This is a genomic window from Pseudobutyrivibrio sp. (genome assembly GCF_015057185.1).
Classification (GTDB): Bacteria; Bacillota; Clostridia; order Lachnospirales; family Lachnospiraceae; genus Pseudobutyrivibrio.
This window is the reverse complement of sequence record NZ_SVEV01000006.1, coordinates 72,335-91,064: the sequence shown is the minus strand read 5'-3', so window position 1 is coordinate 91,064 and position 18,730 is coordinate 72,335. Positions and strand designations below refer to the sequence as shown.

Annotated in this window: 13 protein-coding genes; 12 read left to right on the top strand and 1 reads right to left on the bottom strand. The window is 39.3% G+C overall.

The window, feature by feature from the left end:
• Positions 1–283 precede the first annotated feature (283 nt).
• From E7276_RS04055 to E7276_RS04020, 8 genes are all read left to right on the top strand, one after another.
• Positions 284–2,665, top strand: coding sequence for a ribonucleoside triphosphate reductase (locus E7276_RS04055; protein WP_294214045.1), 2,382 nt, complete (start codon positions 284–286; stop codon positions 2,663–2,665).
• Between the two features lie 195 nt (positions 2,666–2,860).
• Entirely contained in the window at positions 2,861–5,869 is a 3,009-nt protein-coding gene (locus tag E7276_RS04050; protein WP_294214042.1) for a toll/interleukin-1 receptor domain-containing protein, read from the top strand.
• Between the two features lie 174 nt (positions 5,870–6,043).
• On the top strand, positions 6,044–6,331 hold the full coding sequence (locus E7276_RS04045) for a hypothetical protein (RefSeq protein WP_294214041.1): 288 nt from the start codon (positions 6,044–6,046) through the stop codon (positions 6,329–6,331).
• Between the two features lie 86 nt (positions 6,332–6,417).
• Positions 6,418–7,482, top strand: a complete 1,065-nt coding sequence (locus E7276_RS04040) for an ABC transporter substrate-binding protein (RefSeq protein WP_294214039.1) — start codon at positions 6,418–6,420, stop codon at positions 7,480–7,482.
• Entirely contained in the window at positions 7,482–8,429 is a 948-nt protein-coding gene (locus tag E7276_RS04035; protein WP_294214037.1) for an ABC transporter permease, read from the top strand. The genes E7276_RS04040 and E7276_RS04035 overlap by 1 nt, the downstream gene beginning before the upstream one ends.
• A complete protein-coding gene (locus E7276_RS04030) occupies positions 8,422–9,225 on the top strand; it encodes an ABC transporter ATP-binding protein (RefSeq protein ID WP_294214036.1) in 804 nt (267 codons plus the stop codon). The genes E7276_RS04035 and E7276_RS04030 overlap by 8 nt, the downstream gene beginning before the upstream one ends.
• A gap of 96 nt (positions 9,226–9,321) precedes the next feature.
• Positions 9,322–10,644 (top strand): aspartate kinase, encoded by a 1,323-nt coding sequence (locus E7276_RS04025; RefSeq protein WP_294214034.1) that lies wholly within the window; start codon positions 9,322–9,324, stop codon positions 10,642–10,644.
• Between the two features lie 262 nt (positions 10,645–10,906).
• Positions 10,907–12,316, top strand: coding sequence for an RNA polymerase sigma factor (locus tag E7276_RS04020; protein WP_294214032.1), 1,410 nt, complete (start codon positions 10,907–10,909; stop codon positions 12,314–12,316).
• 177 nt (positions 12,317–12,493) lie between these two features.
• Here E7276_RS04020 and E7276_RS04015 read toward each other — a convergent pair whose 3' ends face one another.
• Positions 12,494–14,311: a methyl-accepting chemotaxis protein gene (locus E7276_RS04015; protein ID WP_294214030.1), complete on the bottom strand. Its 1,818-nt coding sequence runs from the start codon at positions 14,309–14,311 to the stop codon at positions 12,494–12,496.
• A 258-nt stretch (positions 14,312–14,569) separates the two neighbouring features.
• On the opposite strand from E7276_RS04015, the gene E7276_RS04010 reads away from it, so the two are divergent.
• The 4 genes from E7276_RS04010 (at position 14,570) to E7276_RS03995 (ending at position 18,700) form a co-directional block, all read left to right on the top strand.
• The gene (locus E7276_RS04010) at positions 14,570–15,847 is read left to right on the top strand and encodes a dihydroorotase (RefSeq protein ID WP_294214028.1); all 1,278 of its coding nucleotides are present in this window, start codon (positions 14,570–14,572) and stop codon (positions 15,845–15,847) included.
• Between the two features lie 206 nt (positions 15,848–16,053).
• The gene (pyrF, locus tag E7276_RS04005; protein WP_294214025.1) at positions 16,054–16,974 is read left to right on the top strand and encodes an orotidine-5'-phosphate decarboxylase; all 921 of its coding nucleotides are present in this window, start codon (positions 16,054–16,056) and stop codon (positions 16,972–16,974) included.
• A gap of 53 nt (positions 16,975–17,027) precedes the next feature.
• Positions 17,028–17,792, top strand: coding sequence for a dihydroorotate dehydrogenase electron transfer subunit (locus tag E7276_RS04000; protein WP_294214022.1), 765 nt, complete (start codon positions 17,028–17,030; stop codon positions 17,790–17,792).
• Positions 17,792–18,700: a dihydroorotate dehydrogenase gene (locus tag E7276_RS03995; protein WP_294214020.1), complete on the top strand. Its 909-nt coding sequence runs from the start codon at positions 17,792–17,794 to the stop codon at positions 18,698–18,700. Before E7276_RS04000 ends, E7276_RS03995 begins: the two co-directional genes overlap by 1 nt.
• Positions 18,701–18,730: the final 30 nt, after the last annotated feature.

Genomic DNA, 18,730 nt, shown 5'->3' with positions numbered 1-18,730 from the left:
TATAGTGTGTCTTTTTTGTGTTTAAATACCAAATATTGTGTGTGTTGAAACGTAATTCTACCTATAATTTATTCAAAAGGTTTTAACTAATTTAGGTAATAATGACGAAAAACACTATATATAGTGATTAGACATTGACCCACCACCCTAGATTTTGATAACATATATTCAAGTCAAAAGTACCTTAGTTCAACAGAAGAAAGAGGCAACAAATAAGGTTGTAGGGGGAGTCCTTTTATTGACGAGATTAAGGATACTAGTGAAAGGAAATTGGTGAGTAGAATTGTTTGATGTAGTGAAAAGAGATGGAGAAATCGCAGAGTTTAATTTGGGGAAGATTAATGACGCGATAGCAAAGGCTTTTGAAGCAACTGGAAAGGAATACAACGACGATATAATCGGTTTATTATCACTTCGTGTTTCCGCAGATTTCCAGACAAAAATCAAGGAGAGCAAAATATCAGTAGAGGATATTCAGGACTCTGTTGAGAATGTTCTGGAGCAAACTGGATATACTGATGTAGCAAAGGCTTACATATTATATAGAAAGCAGCGCGAAAAGATGCGCAACATGAAGTCTACAGTTTTGGATTACAAGAACGTTGTAGACAGCTATGTTAAGGTAGAGGATTGGAGAGTAAAAGAAAACTCTACAGTTACATATTCTGTAGGTGGACTTATTCTTTCAAACTCAGGGGCAATCACAGCTAATTATTGGCTTTCAGAGATTTACGATGAGGAAATTGCAAATGCACATCGTAATGCTGAGATTCATATACATGATCTTTCGATGCTTACAGGCTACTGTGCAGGTTGGTCATTAAAGCAGCTTATTCAGGAAGGTCTTGGAGGAATTACTGGCAAGATTACTTCTGCACCAGCAAAGCATTTATCAGTACTTTGCAACCAAATGGTAAACTTCCTCGGTATCATGCAGAATGAGTGGGCAGGAGCACAGGCTTTCTCTTCATTTGATACATATCTTGCACCATTTGTTAAGACTGATAATCTTTCATATGATGAGGTTAAAAAGTGCCTTGAGGCATTTATATATGGTGTTAATACTCCTTCACGTTGGGGTACTCAGGCACCTTTCTCAAACATCACATTAGATTGGACTGTTCCAAATGATCTAGCAGAGCTTCCAGCTATAGTTGGTGGCAAAGAGATGGACTTTAAGTACAAGGACTGCAAGAAGGAAATGGACATGGTCAACAAGGCATTCCTTGAGATTATGATCGAAGGTGATGCAAATGGTCGTGGATTCCAATATCCTATTCCAACATATTCAATCACACGTGATTTTGATTGGTCAGACACAGAGAATAATAGATTATTATTCGAGATGACTGCAAAGTATGGTACACCATACTTCAGCAACTATATCAATTCAGATATGGAGCCAAGTGATGTGCGTTCTATGTGCTGCCGTCTTCGTCTTGATCTTCGTGAGCTTCGCAAGAAGTCAGGTGGTTTCTTTGGCTCAGGCGAGAGTACAGGTTCTGTTGGTGTTGTTACTATTAATATGCCACGTATCGCTTACCAGGCAAAGGATGAGGCAGACTTCTATGCGCGTCTTGACAAGCTTATGGATATTTCAGCACGCTCACTTAAAATTAAGCGTGGTGTTATTACAAAGCTTCTTGATGAGGGATTATATCCTTACACAAAGCGTTACCTTGGAACATTCGACAATCATTTTTCAACAATTGGTCTTATTGGTATGAACGAGGTAGGTCTTAATGCTAACTGGCTTCGTGCAGATATGACTGACAAGAGAGTTCAGGAATTCACAAAGGATGTACTTAATCACATGCGTGAGAGACTCTCTGATTATCAGGAGATGTATGGAGACCTTTACAACCTTGAGGCTACTCCTGCAGAATCTACCACATACCGTTTTGCTAAGCATGATAGAGAGCAGTTCCCAGACATCATTACAGCTGGCAAGGAAGGTGATACACCATTCTATACAAACAGCTCACATATGCCTGTTGAATTCTCATCAGATATTTTTGATGCTCTTGAGGTTCAGGACGAGCTTCAGACACTTTATACATCAGGTACTGTATTCCATGCATTTATCGGTGAGAAGCTTCCAACATGGGAGTCAGCTGCAAACCTAGTTCGTAAAATCGCTGAGAATTACAGATTACCTTACTATACACTTTCTCCTACATACTCAGTATGTAAGGATCATGGTTATATTGCTGGCGAGCATTATACATGCCCACACTGTGGTAAGACTGCAGAGGTTTACAGCCGTATTACTGGTTACTATCGTCCTGTTCAAAACTGGAACGAGGGTAAGACTCAGGAGTACAAGAACCGTAAGCTTTATGATATTGCAGGCTCTGTATGTAGACGTGCAGGCGAAAAGAAGGTCGCAGCTCAGGAGCAGCCACAGGTTAATCTTGAGATTGTATCAGAAGAGCCAGAGACAGGTGTAAAATATTTGTTTACAACCAAGACATGTCCTAATTGCGCTAGAGCAAAGGAAATTCTAGAAGACGAGGATTATATCCTTGTAGATGCTGAGGAACAGGTTGATTTAACAAAGAAATATGGTGTTATGCAAGCTCCTACATTGGTAGTTGTTAATGGCGACGATGTTAAACGCTATGCAAATGCAAGTAATATTCAGCGTTATGTAGACGAAAATTAGACAATAAAGTAAAATTATGGATGTGTCAACGTTCGCACACGTTGACGCATCTATTTTTTTATGTGGATATTATGATCAAGGACTGTAGTAAACAATCTCTTATTACTTTGAACGAATCGTTTTAGATGAGTGAAAAGTACATAAGGATTGTATACGTAACAGTCCGTAGGTCGTGGATGTTGGGAGAATGAAAAAATGAAATATGATGCGTTTATTAGCTATAGGCATTTAGAGCGGGATATGTATGTAGCCAAAAAGGTACATAAGGCATTGGAAACTACCAAAATTCCTAGAAAGATTCAAAAGGAGATTGGTAGAAAGAGAATTAATAGGGTTTTCAGAGATCAGGAAGAGCTTCCTATTGGTAGTGACCTGGGAAGTAATATTGAGGCGGCATTACAAGAGGCAGGAATGCTTATTGTTATCTGCTCTCCACAAACTAAAGACTCTTATTGGGTAATGAAGGAGATTGATACCTTCATTGCTATGCATGGTCGAGAAAATGTACTCGCTGTGCTAGTAGATGGTGAGCCTGGAGATTCTTTTCCACCACAGCTTCTAGTAGATGAAGCAGGCAATCCAGTGGAGCCACTTGCAGCAGATGTTAGAGGAAGCTCAAAAAGAGAGGTTCGACGTAAGCTAAAGACAGAATCCCTTAGACTTGCAGCTTCTATTTTGAACGTTGATTATGATGACCTAAAGCAGAGACATAGAGAACGTCGTATAAAAAAGATTGCAGGAATCGCGATTGGTATAACAACTATTATAGCAGGTCTTGGTATTGCCTTTGGTTTGTACAACGCATACAACCTTCAAAAGATAAATGAAGAATATACTCAAAAGCTCATAAATGAATCCAAGGTTTTGGCCGCAACATCCCTTGATGTTTTAGATTCTGGAGATCGTCAGGCTGCGGCCCTCATTGCGCTAGCAGGCTTACCAACTGAGGAAAATGAGAGACCAGTTGTGCCAGAGTCAATTTACGCTTTATCACAGGCATTGGATTGTTATGATATTGGAGCAGATTTGGCGAAGGACAAAATACTTGTTCATAATTTGCCTGTTACAGATTTTGTAGAAAATATTCAAGGTACTCGCGTGCTTAGCTATGATACTTCAGACTATGTGTATCTATGGGATTTGGAGTCAGGTGAAAAGCTTTTTGAAATTCCACCTGAGTATGATAATTATGGTACCACTGTCTCCAATAAAGCACTTGGCTTTTCAGAAAGCAATGCTGTTGTAATAAATGCAAATGGTATATTTGCTTATAATGAGAGTGGAAAAGAGGTATATAGCTTTATTCCTGAGGGGTACGTCAAAGGTGGAGAAATATATAGCAAGTCAGGTAAAGCAATTCTTTGCACTGACACTAATGTTTATTTGATTGATGCTGAGTCTGGAGAGATATTAAAGGATTATGCTAATCATACAGATATAGATTTTGGTCATTATTGTGCCTTGGATACAGAAAACAATAAGATGGCTGTGACCCACTATGATATAGGTGACATGGACATTAATTATTGCACTATCTATGATTTAAATACTGATGAGTACGTGGATGTGCCTATGGCAGGTGATACATGTATAGATTTAATATTTGATGATGACGGGCAGCTTTTGTTGGGAACCATGGATTATGATGGACTCATGAGCTTTTCAGACGCACCACTATATGTACAAAGAATTGATTCCACTACAGGTCAGGAACTGTGGAATAGAGAGTTTGTATATGAGGGCGCGAGCCTTTCTTCTAGCTACTCATACATACGAACAACAAAAGTCGAGCTTAATGGCGAGGAATGTGGTCGAGTTATTATAAATGGTACCAAGTCAGTATTTGAACTTGATTTATATACTGGAGAGGATATAAACACTATCAATTCCGATAGTTACATCCAAAGAATAGGCTTTAATGATATTGGTACCTACATTTTTGTTGGTACCTCAGATGGAAAGGTGACATTGTATCATACAGATCCAGCTATCACTCTTACAGATAATATTATGGACATAACAGATGATAGCATGATGGATTTCTTTATTACTTCTGGTACTTTGGTTGCTAGGACATATAGAAGCTCCGAGCTATTGGTACAAAAATATTCTACTGATGAGTCCATGCTATATGAGGTGGATTTAGATGCGAAGGTTTCGGCAATTGTTGACTCTAGTCCTAGCGGTGACTTGTATCTAGTGGCAGAGCATTATGACGGAGCGGACGATAGCTATGGATATATGTACGATGTTGTAGAAACTGCAAGTGGTGAGATTAAAAACCATTTTGAAGTAGAAAAGGCAGATTACAAGTCAACTCGTTTTATTAGCGAAGACAAAATTGTGATACCACGTACTGATGGATGTATTGATACGTATAATATTTCGAAATCTAAGCTGGACGAAGAAAAGTACTATGATTGTTATACTGCTGAGGCTAGTTATTCACAGAATGGAAAATATCTTATCTACTATAATGGAAGCGATTACACTGTGGTTAGCCTATCAGACATGAAAACGATAAAGGATGGTTCAAATGAGAGTGGACCAATTTCGTCTGCCATTGTTACCAATGATGGAGAAACAGTTTATTGTATTGATAGTCTAGAATACACATTGAAGAGATTTAGTACATCAAAAGACAAGGTTGAAACGTTAGTACCAGACTATCGAGTTGACATTATCGGCCTTAGTGATGATGCAACACTTGTTGCAGCAGCATGTGACGATGGAAAACTCAGAGTGTATAAAACTGACTCCATGGAGCTTGTTGACGAGATTCCATTCTACGTCAAATCATATTCTGGATTTGTGAAGTTCTCTAATGACAACTCCAAGCTTTATTTGCAGGGAGCTGATTTGTATTTTAGAATCTATGATTTGGAGCAAAACAAATTTGTATACAAGAATAAATACCAGACAAATGAGTATGATTTTTGTGAATATGATGAAGAAAACAATAGATTGATATTATCTAACTTTATTGCTATGACTATCATAGATTTAGATAGCATGGGTGAATTAAGCTATATATCAGGTGGAAGAATATATATTCCTGAGAACAAAACTATCATATGTGTTGATAATCTCAGTCTATATGCATTTAAGTTTAAGGAGCTAGAAGAGCTTATGGAGCAAGCAGAAGAGTTGTACGGTGACATGGAATTAACCGATGAACAAAAACTAGAATATCATATTGAATAACTGATTAAGGGCTGTCCTATGGGCAGCTCTTTTATTATGCTACCTGCAATATGCTTTGCCCCCAAAAATAGTAGTAAAAAAATATTTTATAATAATTATTGACATACTATGTATAAAGTATTAATATACTACTTAGAAAATACGCTAATCCATAGAAAAAGGAGGATGATAAAAATGATTAAGGTGGTTAACAAAGCATTTCTAGTAGCATTACTTGGGGTTTCATTAATATTTGGTTCCCAGGCATTGAAAAGCAATGCACAAGAGATTCCCCAGTCCACAATAACTAAATCAATGCCTACTAGCGCCAGCGTTACCACCTGCCACAAGAAAATTGTCGGAGAAAACATTCAGCAATCTACAACTAGAACAAGCGGCCTCAAATACGTTGAAGAAAACTCCGAATTACTATATAGCATCACACCACAGACAAGCATGGAAAAAGCACCAGCCTTTAACTAAGGCTGGTTAATTTTATGCTTTAACTTGCTAAAGCGTTGTGATAAAATAGATTCTAAGATTTTAGAGAAGGTTTTAGGAGGATTACTATGAAAAAGAGACTTTTATCGATGCTCATGGTTGGTCTTATGACTGGTGTTATGATGATGGGCTGTGGTGATACAGAAAAAGCTGCTGGTGGAGATTCGGCAGATGCAGGAAATGACACAGTTACTGAGGGACAGGTTTATAAGGTTGGTATCATTCAGTATGTTGATGATGCTTCACTTAATCAGATTGTTACTAATCTAGAGGCTCAGCTTGATAAGCTTGGTGAGGAAAAGGGCTGCACATTTGAGTATGAGGATTACTATTATAATGGACAGGCTGATTCTACTAATATTAATCAGATTGTTACAGAGCTTATTAATGATGAGGTAGATATTCTGGTTCCTATAGCTACTCCTACAGCAATGATTTGCCAGGCAGCTACAGAGGATAATCAGATTCCTGTTGTGTTTGCAGCAGTTTCTGACCCAGAGGCAGCAGGTCTTGTTGAGAGCAATGATGCTCCAGGTTCAAATGTTACAGGTACATCAGATGCCCTTAATACAGAGGCTGTTATTGACCTTATGCTTACTCAGGATAGAAATCTTGATAAAGTTGGTTTGCTTTATGACAAGGGACAGGATTCTTCAGCAACAGCAATTACTGATGCAAAGGCATATCTTGATTCAATGGGAATTGAGTATGTTGAAAAAACAGGTAACACTAATGATGAAGTTATGCTTGCAGCAGATGCTTTAGTAGCAGAAGAAGTAGATGCTATATTTACACCTACTGATAATACAATTATGACATACGAGCTTGCTATCTATGAGAAGTTCATTGATGCAGGTATTCCACATTACTGTGGAGCAGATTCATTTGCACTTAACGGAGCTTATTTAGGATATGGAGTTAACTATGCAACACTTGGTGTTGAGACAGCTAACATGGTGTCAGAAATATTAGTTGATGGCAAGGACCCAGCTTCACTTGCGGTAAAGACTCTTGATAATGGAACAGCTACTGTAAATACAGAGACAGCTGCTGCCCTTAATCTAGACTACGAGAAAATCCGTGATATGTGCGACGGATTCGTAGAAATCCAGACTGCAGAGGAGTTTGAGTAATGTCATCTATTTTTACAGTTTCAATTTTTCAAAGTGCTTTAGAACTAGGGTGTATGTACGCCCTAGTTGCTTTAGCACTTTTTATTTCATTTACAATTCTAAATATCGCGGATTTGACAACTGATGGCTGCTTTACCTTGGGGTGTGCTGTTGCGGCTCTTGTTACCCTTTCAGGTCATCCGTTTATGGCGCTGATTGCTGCAATGGTGGCAGGCGCCTTTGCAGGCTTTATTACAGCCTTTTTGCAGACAAAACTTGGTGTGGAGTCGATTCTTGCTGGTATTATCGTTAATACGGGTTTGTATACTATCAATATTTCACTGATGTCAGCAAAAATTAATATATTTGGTGCAGACACATTGTTTTCTATTGGAAAGGATGTTTTAGGAGAGTCCTTCATTGGAGATTGGTACAAGGTATTTTTGGTTGTGGCGATTATCGTAGTCATTGCCATTTTATTGTGGTGGTTCCTTGGAACTACTCTTGGAATGTCGATTAGAGCCACAGGTGACAATGCGGAAATGGTAAAATCATCTTCCATTAATCCAACATTTACAATCACAGTTGGCCTTTGTCTTTCCAACTCCCTAACAGGTTTGTCAGGAGCCCTTATTGCCCAGTATCAAAAGTCAGCTGACATAAATATTGGTACAGGAATGGTTACCATTGCCCTGGCATCACTTATAATTGGTCAGTCATTAATTGGAAATAAGGGAAGCATGCTTCGAAGAATACTTGGCACAATTTTAGGTTCTATTCTCTATAGATTTATTGTTGCAATAGCTCTTCGACTTTCGGTTCCAGCAGAGGCGTTAAAGCTTGTTTCTGCAGTTATCGTTGCGGTTGCAATCGCTGCTCCTTATGTTAGAAAAAAGGCAGCACTTAAAAAGCGTCAGTTTGCAAACTACAGGGGACAGCGTAGTCAGGAGGTGAAGGGCGATGCTTAAAATAGATAACATTTCAAAGACCTTCAATCCTGGTACTGTTAATGAAAAGGCTGCATTGACTAATTTGAGTCTTGATTTAAAGGATGGAGATTTTGCCACTATTGTTGGCTCCAATGGAGCAGGCAAGTCCACCATGTTCAATGCCATCGCAGGAACATTTATTGTGGACGAAGGCAATATTTATCTGGATGGAGAAGATATTACGTTTAAAAAGGAGCACGTTCGAAGCCGAGTTATTGGCCATTTGTTCCAGGACCCATTAAAGGGTACCGCTCCTAACATGACAATAGAAGAAAATATGGCCCTGGCTTTCTTGAGAGCGTCCCATGCTTCAGCTCATCTGTTTTCTAGAATTAGCTCTAAGGATAAAGCTAGGTTCAGAGAGCAGCTGGCTCTACTTGATATGGGACTAGAGGATAGAATGAAGCATCCTGTTGGGCTGCTTTCAGGTGGCCAAAGACAGGCACTAACACTTCTTATGGCTACATTTGTTACGCCAAAACTGTTATTATTGGATGAGCACACTGCTGCTCTTGATCCAGCCACTGCTGAAAAGGTTCTTGAGCTGACCAAAAATATTGTTGCTGAGCGAGGCATCACATGCCTTATGGTCACACACAATATGCATCAGGCCCTAGAAGTAGGTAACCGTACACTTATGATGAATGCAGGAAAAATAGTATTTGATACTAGTGGAGAAGAGCGAAGCAAGCTTACAGTTTCAGATCTACTTGAAAAGTTTAAAGTGGGAGCTGGAGAAGAATTAGATAATGATAGAGTGTTGTTATCAGAATAATTTGGATAAATTAACACTTTAATTCGCTAAAGTAATAGTGTAAAGTAAATGACAATAAAGTAGTACTTAAATATTATTAGGAAGAGGAAATAATCGATGAAAAAGGTTGTAAAATTTGGAGGTAGCTCACTTGCTGATGCAAATCAGTTTAAAAAGGTAGGAGATATCATTCGAGCTGACGAAAATAGAGTATTTGTAGTACCTTCTGCTCCTGGCAAGCGTAATAGCAAGGACACAAAGGTTACTGACATGCTTATCCAAACATTCAAGGATGCTGAGGCAGGAAAGGATGTTACAGATAATCTTAAAGCTATTAAGGCCAGATATGATGAGATTATTGATGGTCTTGATTTAAAAGGCTTCTCATTAGAAGAGGATTTCAAAAAAATAGCTCAGGATATTAAGGATGATTTATCTCTTGATTACCTTGCAAGCCGAGGTGAGTTCCTTAACGGAAAAATTATGGCAGAGTATTTAGGCTATGATTTCATCGATGCAAAGGACGTTATCTTCTTTAATGAAGAGGGACATCTTAATTCATACAAGACAATGAAGACTCTAGGCAAGGCCTTAGAAGAGCATCCACACGCAGTTGTACCTGGCTTCTATGGCTGTGACAAGGATGGCAGGGTTAAAACATTCTCACGTGGTGGCTCTGATGTAACAGGCTCAATCGTAGCTGGTGCAGCAAAGGTTGATGTATATGAAAACTGGACAGATGTATCAGGCTTCCTTATTTGTGATCCACGAATCGTTAAGAATCCTGTAGGAATGCAGACAATTACATATAGAGAGCTTCGCGAGCTTTCATATATGGGGGCTTCAGTGCTTCATGAGGATGCTATTTTCCCAGTTCGTTCAGCAGGCATTCCTATCAATATCAAAAATACAAACAAGCCAGAGGATGATGGTACTTGGATTGTAGAAAGCACAGGACAGCGCAATGAGTACGTTATCACAGGTATCGCTGGAAAGAAGGGCTTCTGTACAGTACTTATTACAAAATCACTTATGAACTCAGAGGTTGGTTTCTGTAGAAAGGCACTTCAGGCCTTTGAAGACAATGGAATCTGTATCGAACACATGCCATCAGGTATCGACACAATGACTGTTGTTGTTCATGAAGATGAGTTTATTAACAAGGAGCAGGCAGTTGTTTCTGCTATTCATAGAAACTGTTCTCCTGATTCTATTGAAATTGAGTCAGACCTCGCACTTATTGCAGTTGTAGGTCGTGGCATGAAAAATACACGTGGTACTGCAGGTCGTATCTTCTCTGCACTTAGCCATGCACATGTAAATGTTCGTATGATTGACCAGGGTTCTTCCGAGCTCAACATCATCATCGGAGTTGAAAACCAAGACTTCGAAGCTGCTGTAAAAGCAATCTACGACATTTTCGTAACCACAAGACTATAGACAAATATATAGACATACTAAGAGCCACTGTTACGGCTACAAGCCATGTAACGCTCCGCTCAACGAACATGTTTCGCTTGAGAGTTACATGAGCTTGATGCCTACAGTGGCTCTTTTGGATTGTCTTATAAGTGTAAGGCACAAGCAACCAAAATATTAAATAATATATTGATGATTTTAGGTGCAAAAAGCGGTAGAATGAAAAAACATGGTAGTGAAAATGAGTTTAAGCTCTAAATAGTTTTAATTAGTGGAGGATTATATGGATTTAGTTAGTGCAGTGAACAGTGCGAAAAATGGAGATAATGCAGGATTCACATATTTATATGAACAAACATATCAGAAGAGTTATTACATTGCTTTTAAATATTTAAAAAATGAGCAGGCAGCTATGGATGTTTTGCAGGAGTCTTATATCAAAGCTTTTCAAAGCATGGATCAATTGGAAGACGCAACAAAATTTGAACCATGGCTTGGACGTATTGTTGCCACTCGCTCGCTAAATGAATTAAAAAAGAATAATCCTTTATTGTTTTCAGAGGCAGAAAATGAGGATGAAGGAGATATCAGCGATACATTCGAGGACGATCGAATTGATACAAGACCTGATTTAGCAATTGATCAGCAGGAAACTTCTAGGCTCATCAGAGAAATGATGGCAGACCTTTCTGATGAGCAGAGAATGTGCGTAACCATGTTTTACATGGAAGAAATGTCTGTCAAAGAAATTGCTGAAACCCTTGGGGTCTCTGAAAATACTGTTAAAAGCCGTCTCAATTATGGCCGTACCAAGATAAAGGACAAGGTCCTTGCGCTAGAAAAGCAGGGTACAAAGCTTTACGGTATGCTTCCTATGGTATTCTTCTTTGCACTTTTCAAGAAAGATGCCATGGCATGCGAGGCTGTTGCACCTACAGTGGAAGCTGTATTATCTACAGTCAATGCTGGCTCAAAAGTTGGAAAAATTGCCGCTACAGGCGCAAAGACAACTGCCACAGTAGGCACAAAGACGGGTCTTACTATTGGTGGTGTTACAGTTACAACAAAGGTATTTGTAGCAACAGTTGCAGCAGTATTAGTTATTGGAGGCGGCGTTGCCTATGTCGTGAGCCACAATGACGCTGATACAGCAACAGAAGAAACTGCTGATATTGACTCTGCAAATCAGGATGAAGCTGATGAGTTAAATTATGAAGAGATTAATTCCTCAGAAAATTCTCAGGGAACAAGCCAAAGCGATGATTTAAATAAAGATGATAATGCTGGCAAAATAGGTGATGATGCAGCAGGTGAAATTGGTGAAGATTCTCAGGCTGTAGAAGAGGGTGCTGAAGAAGCTAATCAGACAGAAACTGCTGGTGAGGCAGGAGCTATTGGACAGCAGGTTGATGAGACAAGCACAGAGTCCGAGGGATTTAGTGGAACCTATTATTCATTAGAAGAATATGATTATTGTGAGATTAATTTTGATAGTTCCACAAGTGGTGTTGTTTATATGGGAGATGTGGCTTGTGACTTTACAAAAAATGGTAGTTCATATGCATTGAGCAATTATCGTTTTAGTGATGGAACAACTATGGATGAAACAGGAACCATGACTATTAAGGAAAATCCTGATGGAACCCTTGATGTTACAATAGATGGGTCATATTACCGTCTGACAAATAATTAATAATACGTCCCGTAGGCGAACAAATAATAGCAAAAATAGCCCATGGTAGGCAAATATATAACAATAATGAAAGCCTCTGTAGGCATCAAGCTATTGCAGCTCTCAAGCGATACATGTTAGTAGAGCGGAGAGTTGCAATGCTTGTAGCCGTAACAGGGGCTCATTATATTTTATGTTTTATTCTTCATCTATTTGGAATAGATTTACTATATTTGTGAGGGCTTCAATGGCTTTTTCAGTATCGCCTACTTTATCGTTGACTTCGCCAGTTCCCATAACGATCCCAGAAGTTTTTTCTGCAATATCGTATACACCTTCAGCTGATTCACTAACAGTGGCATTGATATGTCCTAATGTTTCAGAAATATTCTCAATAGAGTGAGATAGTTCTTGAACACCTGTTGAAATGGTTCCCATACTGTTCTGGAAAATTTCAGCGTCTGAGTAGTATTGCTCGGATACCTTTGTAAAATCAGAGTAGTCAACAAGTACTGTTTGCTCAAGGAAATCTGTTGTTTCCTGAAGACAAGAAGACATTTGATAAACTGCATTGTTTACTTCTGCAACAATTTCGTCGATATTTCCAACTGCTTCACTAGTCTGCTTTGCGAGATTACTAATCTCAGAAGCAACTACGGCAAAGCCTCTACCAGCATCGCCTGCTCTTGCAGCTTCAATAGAGGCGTTGAGAGAAAGTAACGATGTCTGAGAAGAAATCTGCATAATTGTGTTAGTCAACTCATTAATCTTATCAACGGCTTTTGCATTCTCAATAGCTTCATCTGTTTGTTGGCGAACACCTTCGTAAGTAGCCTGTGTACGCTCAGCTGCTTTTTTAGTGCTAATCTTAAGGTCAGAGGCTCTGCCCATAATGTCTTTTGAAAGGTTTGCGCCCTCAACAGCCATCTCGTCAATGCCGTTAGCTTCATCCTTTATTATAGAAACATTGTTGCTAATTTCCTCAGTAGCAGCAGATGTTTCTTCCATAGATGCAGCTAATTCCTGAGCTGTAGCGGAGTTGTCTGAACACATTGCATTAACGTCATCTGCAGTACCTTTTAATGTGATCACGTTATTATTAATACGGTTCTCTGTTGAAGTAATATCTGTAACCATACCGCGAAGTGCATCACGCATTACACGTACAGAATTTGCTATCATGCCCACTTCATCTTTTCTTTTAGCTAAAGCTACACCCTTCTTACTCTTCTTGAAATTAAAGTGTGCAGTTTCATCGATTATTTCTGCTACATCTCCAAGAGGTCTAAGCATAGTATTAATCAATACAAAGAAGATAATCATGAAGATTAATAAGATTACAGCAACAGTGATAGTAACAAGCGCAGCCATGGAATTAACCGGCTCCATGATTAAATCATAATCACCAGTAACAATGACAATATTTCCTGCCCCTGTGAATGCATATCCTGCATATTTATTGGCACCATTATATTCATAAATAATGGAGCCACTGCCAATATCCTCAGGAGTTTCTCCTGCCTGTAAACGTTCTACCAAACCTTTAACAGCAGCATTTTCTACTGGAGTACCAATTTTTTCTATAGTAGGATGGTAGATCATTGTTCCTTCGCGGCTTACATAGTAAGCATAAGAACCTTCTACACTTTCGATTTTGATGTTACCAAGTGGCTTGTCAAAAACTTCAAATATAGAGTCTCTGTTAGCATCAACATCAGCCTCCAATTGTGAAAGCAGATACATTTCGATAGTAGGACCGGATAAATCATTGTATCCCTCGAGAGTAATGTATCTACCAGTAGAATCCATAGTAGAATCTACAGTACTTGCAGCTACCTCTGCTAAATTTTTTGTATAGTTGCGGTATGTTTCAGTAAGTGTCGATTTTGAATTATGTATCGATATACCTCCTACAGCCAACATTGCTAAAATAAATATTATGTCAAAAACTAGAACAATCTTGAAAGCCATAGAATGAGTAAATGATACTTTAGATTTTTGTTTCTTAGTTTTCATATTTCATTCCTCCAAAAAAATCTTTCATATATTAACATAAGGAATCTTATAAATGAATAGCCAAATTAAATAGTTTATTATTTAATCGCGCAAAATTTAAAATTGGGTATTTATGCTCTAGTGTAGAGCAAATTATTCGAGAGAACGATTAACAGTAAAAACAGTAATCTGAGATTAGTAACTAAAGCGGTAAAAATAGTTTTAATAGATGGGGGACTTATGCTATACTATTTAAAGTTTAGAAGAGAGAGGTAAAACATGAGCCTTATAATCAAAAATGGTAGGGTTTTAAATCCACCTACAAACACAGATCAAATATTAGATATTAAGATAGACGGGAACAGTATTTCAGCTGTAGAGGCTGAAATTGTTCCCGTTTTTTCTGATTTAGTAATTGATGCAAAGGGATGTTTTGTTATGCCAGGACTCATTGATATGCATGTGCATTTCAGAGATCCGGGCCAGACAGCAAAGGAGGATATTGAGACAGGTTCCAAGGCTGCGGCTAGAGGAGGGGTTACCACAGTTCTTGCCATGCCAAATACAAAGCCTGTTGTTGATAATCCTGAGCTTGTTAATTATGTCCATGAAAAGGGAAACTCTGTTGGACTTTGTAGAGTACTTCAGGTGGGCTCGGTTACAAAGGGCATGGCAGGCAAAGAGCTTTCGGATTTGCAAGGAATGATTGATGCAGGAATTCCTGCTATTTCAGAGGATGGCAAATCAGTTATGGATTCAGGTCTATATCGTCAGGCTATGAAAATAGTTGCAAACCAAGGAGTTCCAGTCCTAGCACATTGCGAGGATATTAATTTGGTTGAGGGCGGTGTTATGAATATGGGAACACGCTCAAAGGACCTTGGAGAAAAGGGTATTAGCAATGCGGTTGAAAATATAATCGAAGCCCGTGATATTATGCTTGCTGAGGAGACTGGAGCAACACTTCATCTTTGCCATTGCTCCACAAAGGAGAGCTATGACATTCTTAAGGAGGCAAAGGCTAGAGGTATTAAGGTATCCGGGGAGGTTTGCCCACATCATTTCACACTTACTGAGGATGACATTGTGCCAGGAGATGGCAATTACAAAATGAATCCTCCAGTTCGTACAAAAGAAGACAGAGACGCTTTGCGCAAGGGATTGGCAGAGGGAGTTTTTGAGGTTATTTCTACTGACCATGCTCCACATACAGCTGAGGAAAAGGCAAAGGGATTTGCATCTCCATTTGGAATCGTAGGTCTTGAAACGTCGGCCAGCCTTACATATACAGAGCTTGTTTTATCAGGTCTTATTTCACCACTTACAATGGCTGCGTACATGAGCAGCAATCCAGCGAGAATATTAGGAAGAGATGATTTAGGAAATATTGCAATAGGCAAGGCTGCCGACATTACAATATTTAATCCATCCATTGAATACGAAATACATGCTGCCGACTTCGTAGGCAAATCAAAAAACATGCCATATGAAGGCCGCAAGGTGCAGGGCAAGGTTGTCAAAACAATCTACGATGGAAAAGTCGTCTACTCCGAATAGCTGAGTATGTAGTATCAAGAAAAATACCAATGTAGATTTTATCGTTGTATAACGTGAATTAATTTTAAATTAGTTGTTATTTAGATGATTAGATGATTAGATGAGCTTGTAGTTATCAATCTCTTGGGGTTACTCTCGCGAGACATTCCAGTCGAGCGGAGTAATGCCAAGGATTGAGAACGTAACAAGCGGCCTAGGGAGGAAATATGATTCAGAAATTAATTAGTCAGATTCAGGAGAAAAATGCACCGATTGTAGTGGGCCTTGATCCTACTATGAAGCTTATGCCTAAGGGGCTTGTGGACAAGTGGACTGCAGAATGTGGCCAGACACTTGAGGCTGTGGGTGAGGCTATGTTTGATTACAACAGACAGATTATGGATGCCTGCGCAGATTTAATCCCAGCAGTAAAGCCACAGATTGCCATGTACGAAAGCTATGGCATACCTGGCATGATTGCTTATAAAAAGACAGTTGATTATGCAAAGGAGCTTGGTCTTGTTGTTATCGCTGATATTAAAAGAGGTGATATCGGTTCAACATCAACAGCATATGCTTTAGGACACCTTGGCTCAGTTCAGGTTGGAGAATATAAGTATCAGGGCTTTGATGCGGATATGGCTACAGTAAATCCTTACCTTGGATCAGATGGAGTAAAGCCATTTGTTGATGTATGTAAGGAAGAGGACAAGGGAATTTTCGTACTTTGCAAGACTTCAAATCCATCGTCTGGAGAATTCCAGGACAGACTTATTGATGGTAGACCTCTTTACGAGCATATGGCAGAAAAAATTGAAGAGTGGGGCGCTGATACTTTAGAAGGCAACTACTCAAATGTTGGCGCAGTTGTTGGTGCAACATATCCAGAGATGGGGGCAAAGCTTCGTAAGCTTATGCCACATACATATATTTTGGTGCCTGGTTACGGCGCACAAGGTGGCAAAGGTGCAGACCTTGTAAACTTCTTTAATGAAGATGGACTTGGTGCAATCGTAAACTCTAGCCGTGGAATTATTGCAGCTTACCAGCAGGAAAAATATGCAAAATATGGTGAGGCTAACTTCGCAGAAGCAAGCCGTGCAGCAGTAGAAGATATGTTAGCAGATATCCGTGGAGCACTTTCTTAATTACCACTATCAAACTGCAATTGGCAAAACAAATATTAGGAGTTTAATAAAGCATGAAAGTAAAAGAAAAAGCTAAGGTCATAGATCAGCATAATTTGGCAGAGGGAGTATACAGTATGGTGCTTTCTACAAAGGCTGCTGAGTATGCTATCCCAGGTCAGTTCATAAGTATATTTTCTAATAATGGAAGTAAGCTTCTTCCACGCCCTATAAGCATCTGTGAAATCGATAAAAATGCAGGTACTCTTAGAGTAGTTTATAGAGTTGTAGGAGAAGGCACTACAGAGTTTTCAAAACTAACTGCTGGCGATGAAATAGAAATTATGGGCCCTCTTGGAAATGGATTTCCACTTGAGGGAGACAAGGCTATAGTTATTGGCGGTGGAATCGGTGTGCCACCAATGCTCGAGCTTGCAAAACAATTGCCAGGTACAGTGACTGCTGTTATGGGATATAGAAATGATGATATGTTCCTTACAGAAGAATTTACTGATGTGGCATCAGAACTAATTATTGCAACAGACGACGGCTCTGTGGGAGTTCACGGAACAGTTGTAGATGCTATGAAAGAAAATGAACTAAATGCTGATGTAATCTACGCTTGTGGACCAAAGCCAATGCTTCGTGGTGTGGCAGAATATGCTAAAGAGCATGGAATTAAATGCTACGTTTCTATGGAAGAGAGAATGGCCTGCGGAGTGGGAGCTTGCTTAGGCTGCGTTTGTCAGTCAACAGAAAAGGATGACCACAGCCATGTAAACAACAAGCGAGTTTGCAAAGATGGTCCAGTATTTCTTTCGACGGAGGTAGTGCTCTAATGAATACAAAAGTTACAATTGCAGGTGTAGAATTTCAGAATCCAATTATGGAGGCTTCAGGAACCTTCGGTTCGGGAATGGAGTACTCAGAATTTGTTGATTTAAATAAGCTTGGTGCTGTGGTAACAAAGGGTGTAGCAAATGTACCTTGGCCAGGCAATCCAACTCCTAGAATCGCAGAAGTAAGCTCAGGAATGCTTAACGCTATAGGACTTCAGAACCCTGGAGTTGAAGTATTTTGCAAAAGAGATTTAAAATTCCTAGAACAATTCAAAGATGCAAAAGTTGTGGTTAATGTTTGTGGCCATTCAGCCGAAGAATATATTGAAGTGGTAGATATATTGTCTTCGGAAAAACGCGTGGATATGTTAGAAATCAACATTTCCTGCCCTAATGTTAAGGAGGGAGGAATTGCCTTCGGACAAGATCCAAAAGCGGTAGAAGAAATAACACGTTTAGTTAAGTCTCATGCTAAACAGCCTATAGTGATGAAGCTTTCACCTAATGTTACTGACATCAAGGTCATGGCAAAGGCTGCAGAGGCAGGTGGAGCAGATGCCATTTCACTCATAAATACTCTTACAGGAATGAAAATCGATGTGGAGCGTCAGAGCTTTGTTCTAGCCAATAAAACCGGTGGCATGTCAGGCCCAGCAGTTCATCCAATTGCAGTTAGAATGGTTTATGAATGTTCAAATGCAGTAAGCATTCCAATAATAGGAATGGGTGGCATTTCAACATGGCAGGATGCAGTGGAAATGATGTTGGCAGGAGCCACAGCCGTATCAGTAGGAACAGCTAATTTCTACAACCCTACAGCTACCCTTGACATCCTTTCAGGATTGAAGGATTATATGTTACGCAAGAATATTGACGATGTTAATGATTTGGTTGGTATTGTAAGGTAAAATAGGAATTGTACGACACTTATCCCATAG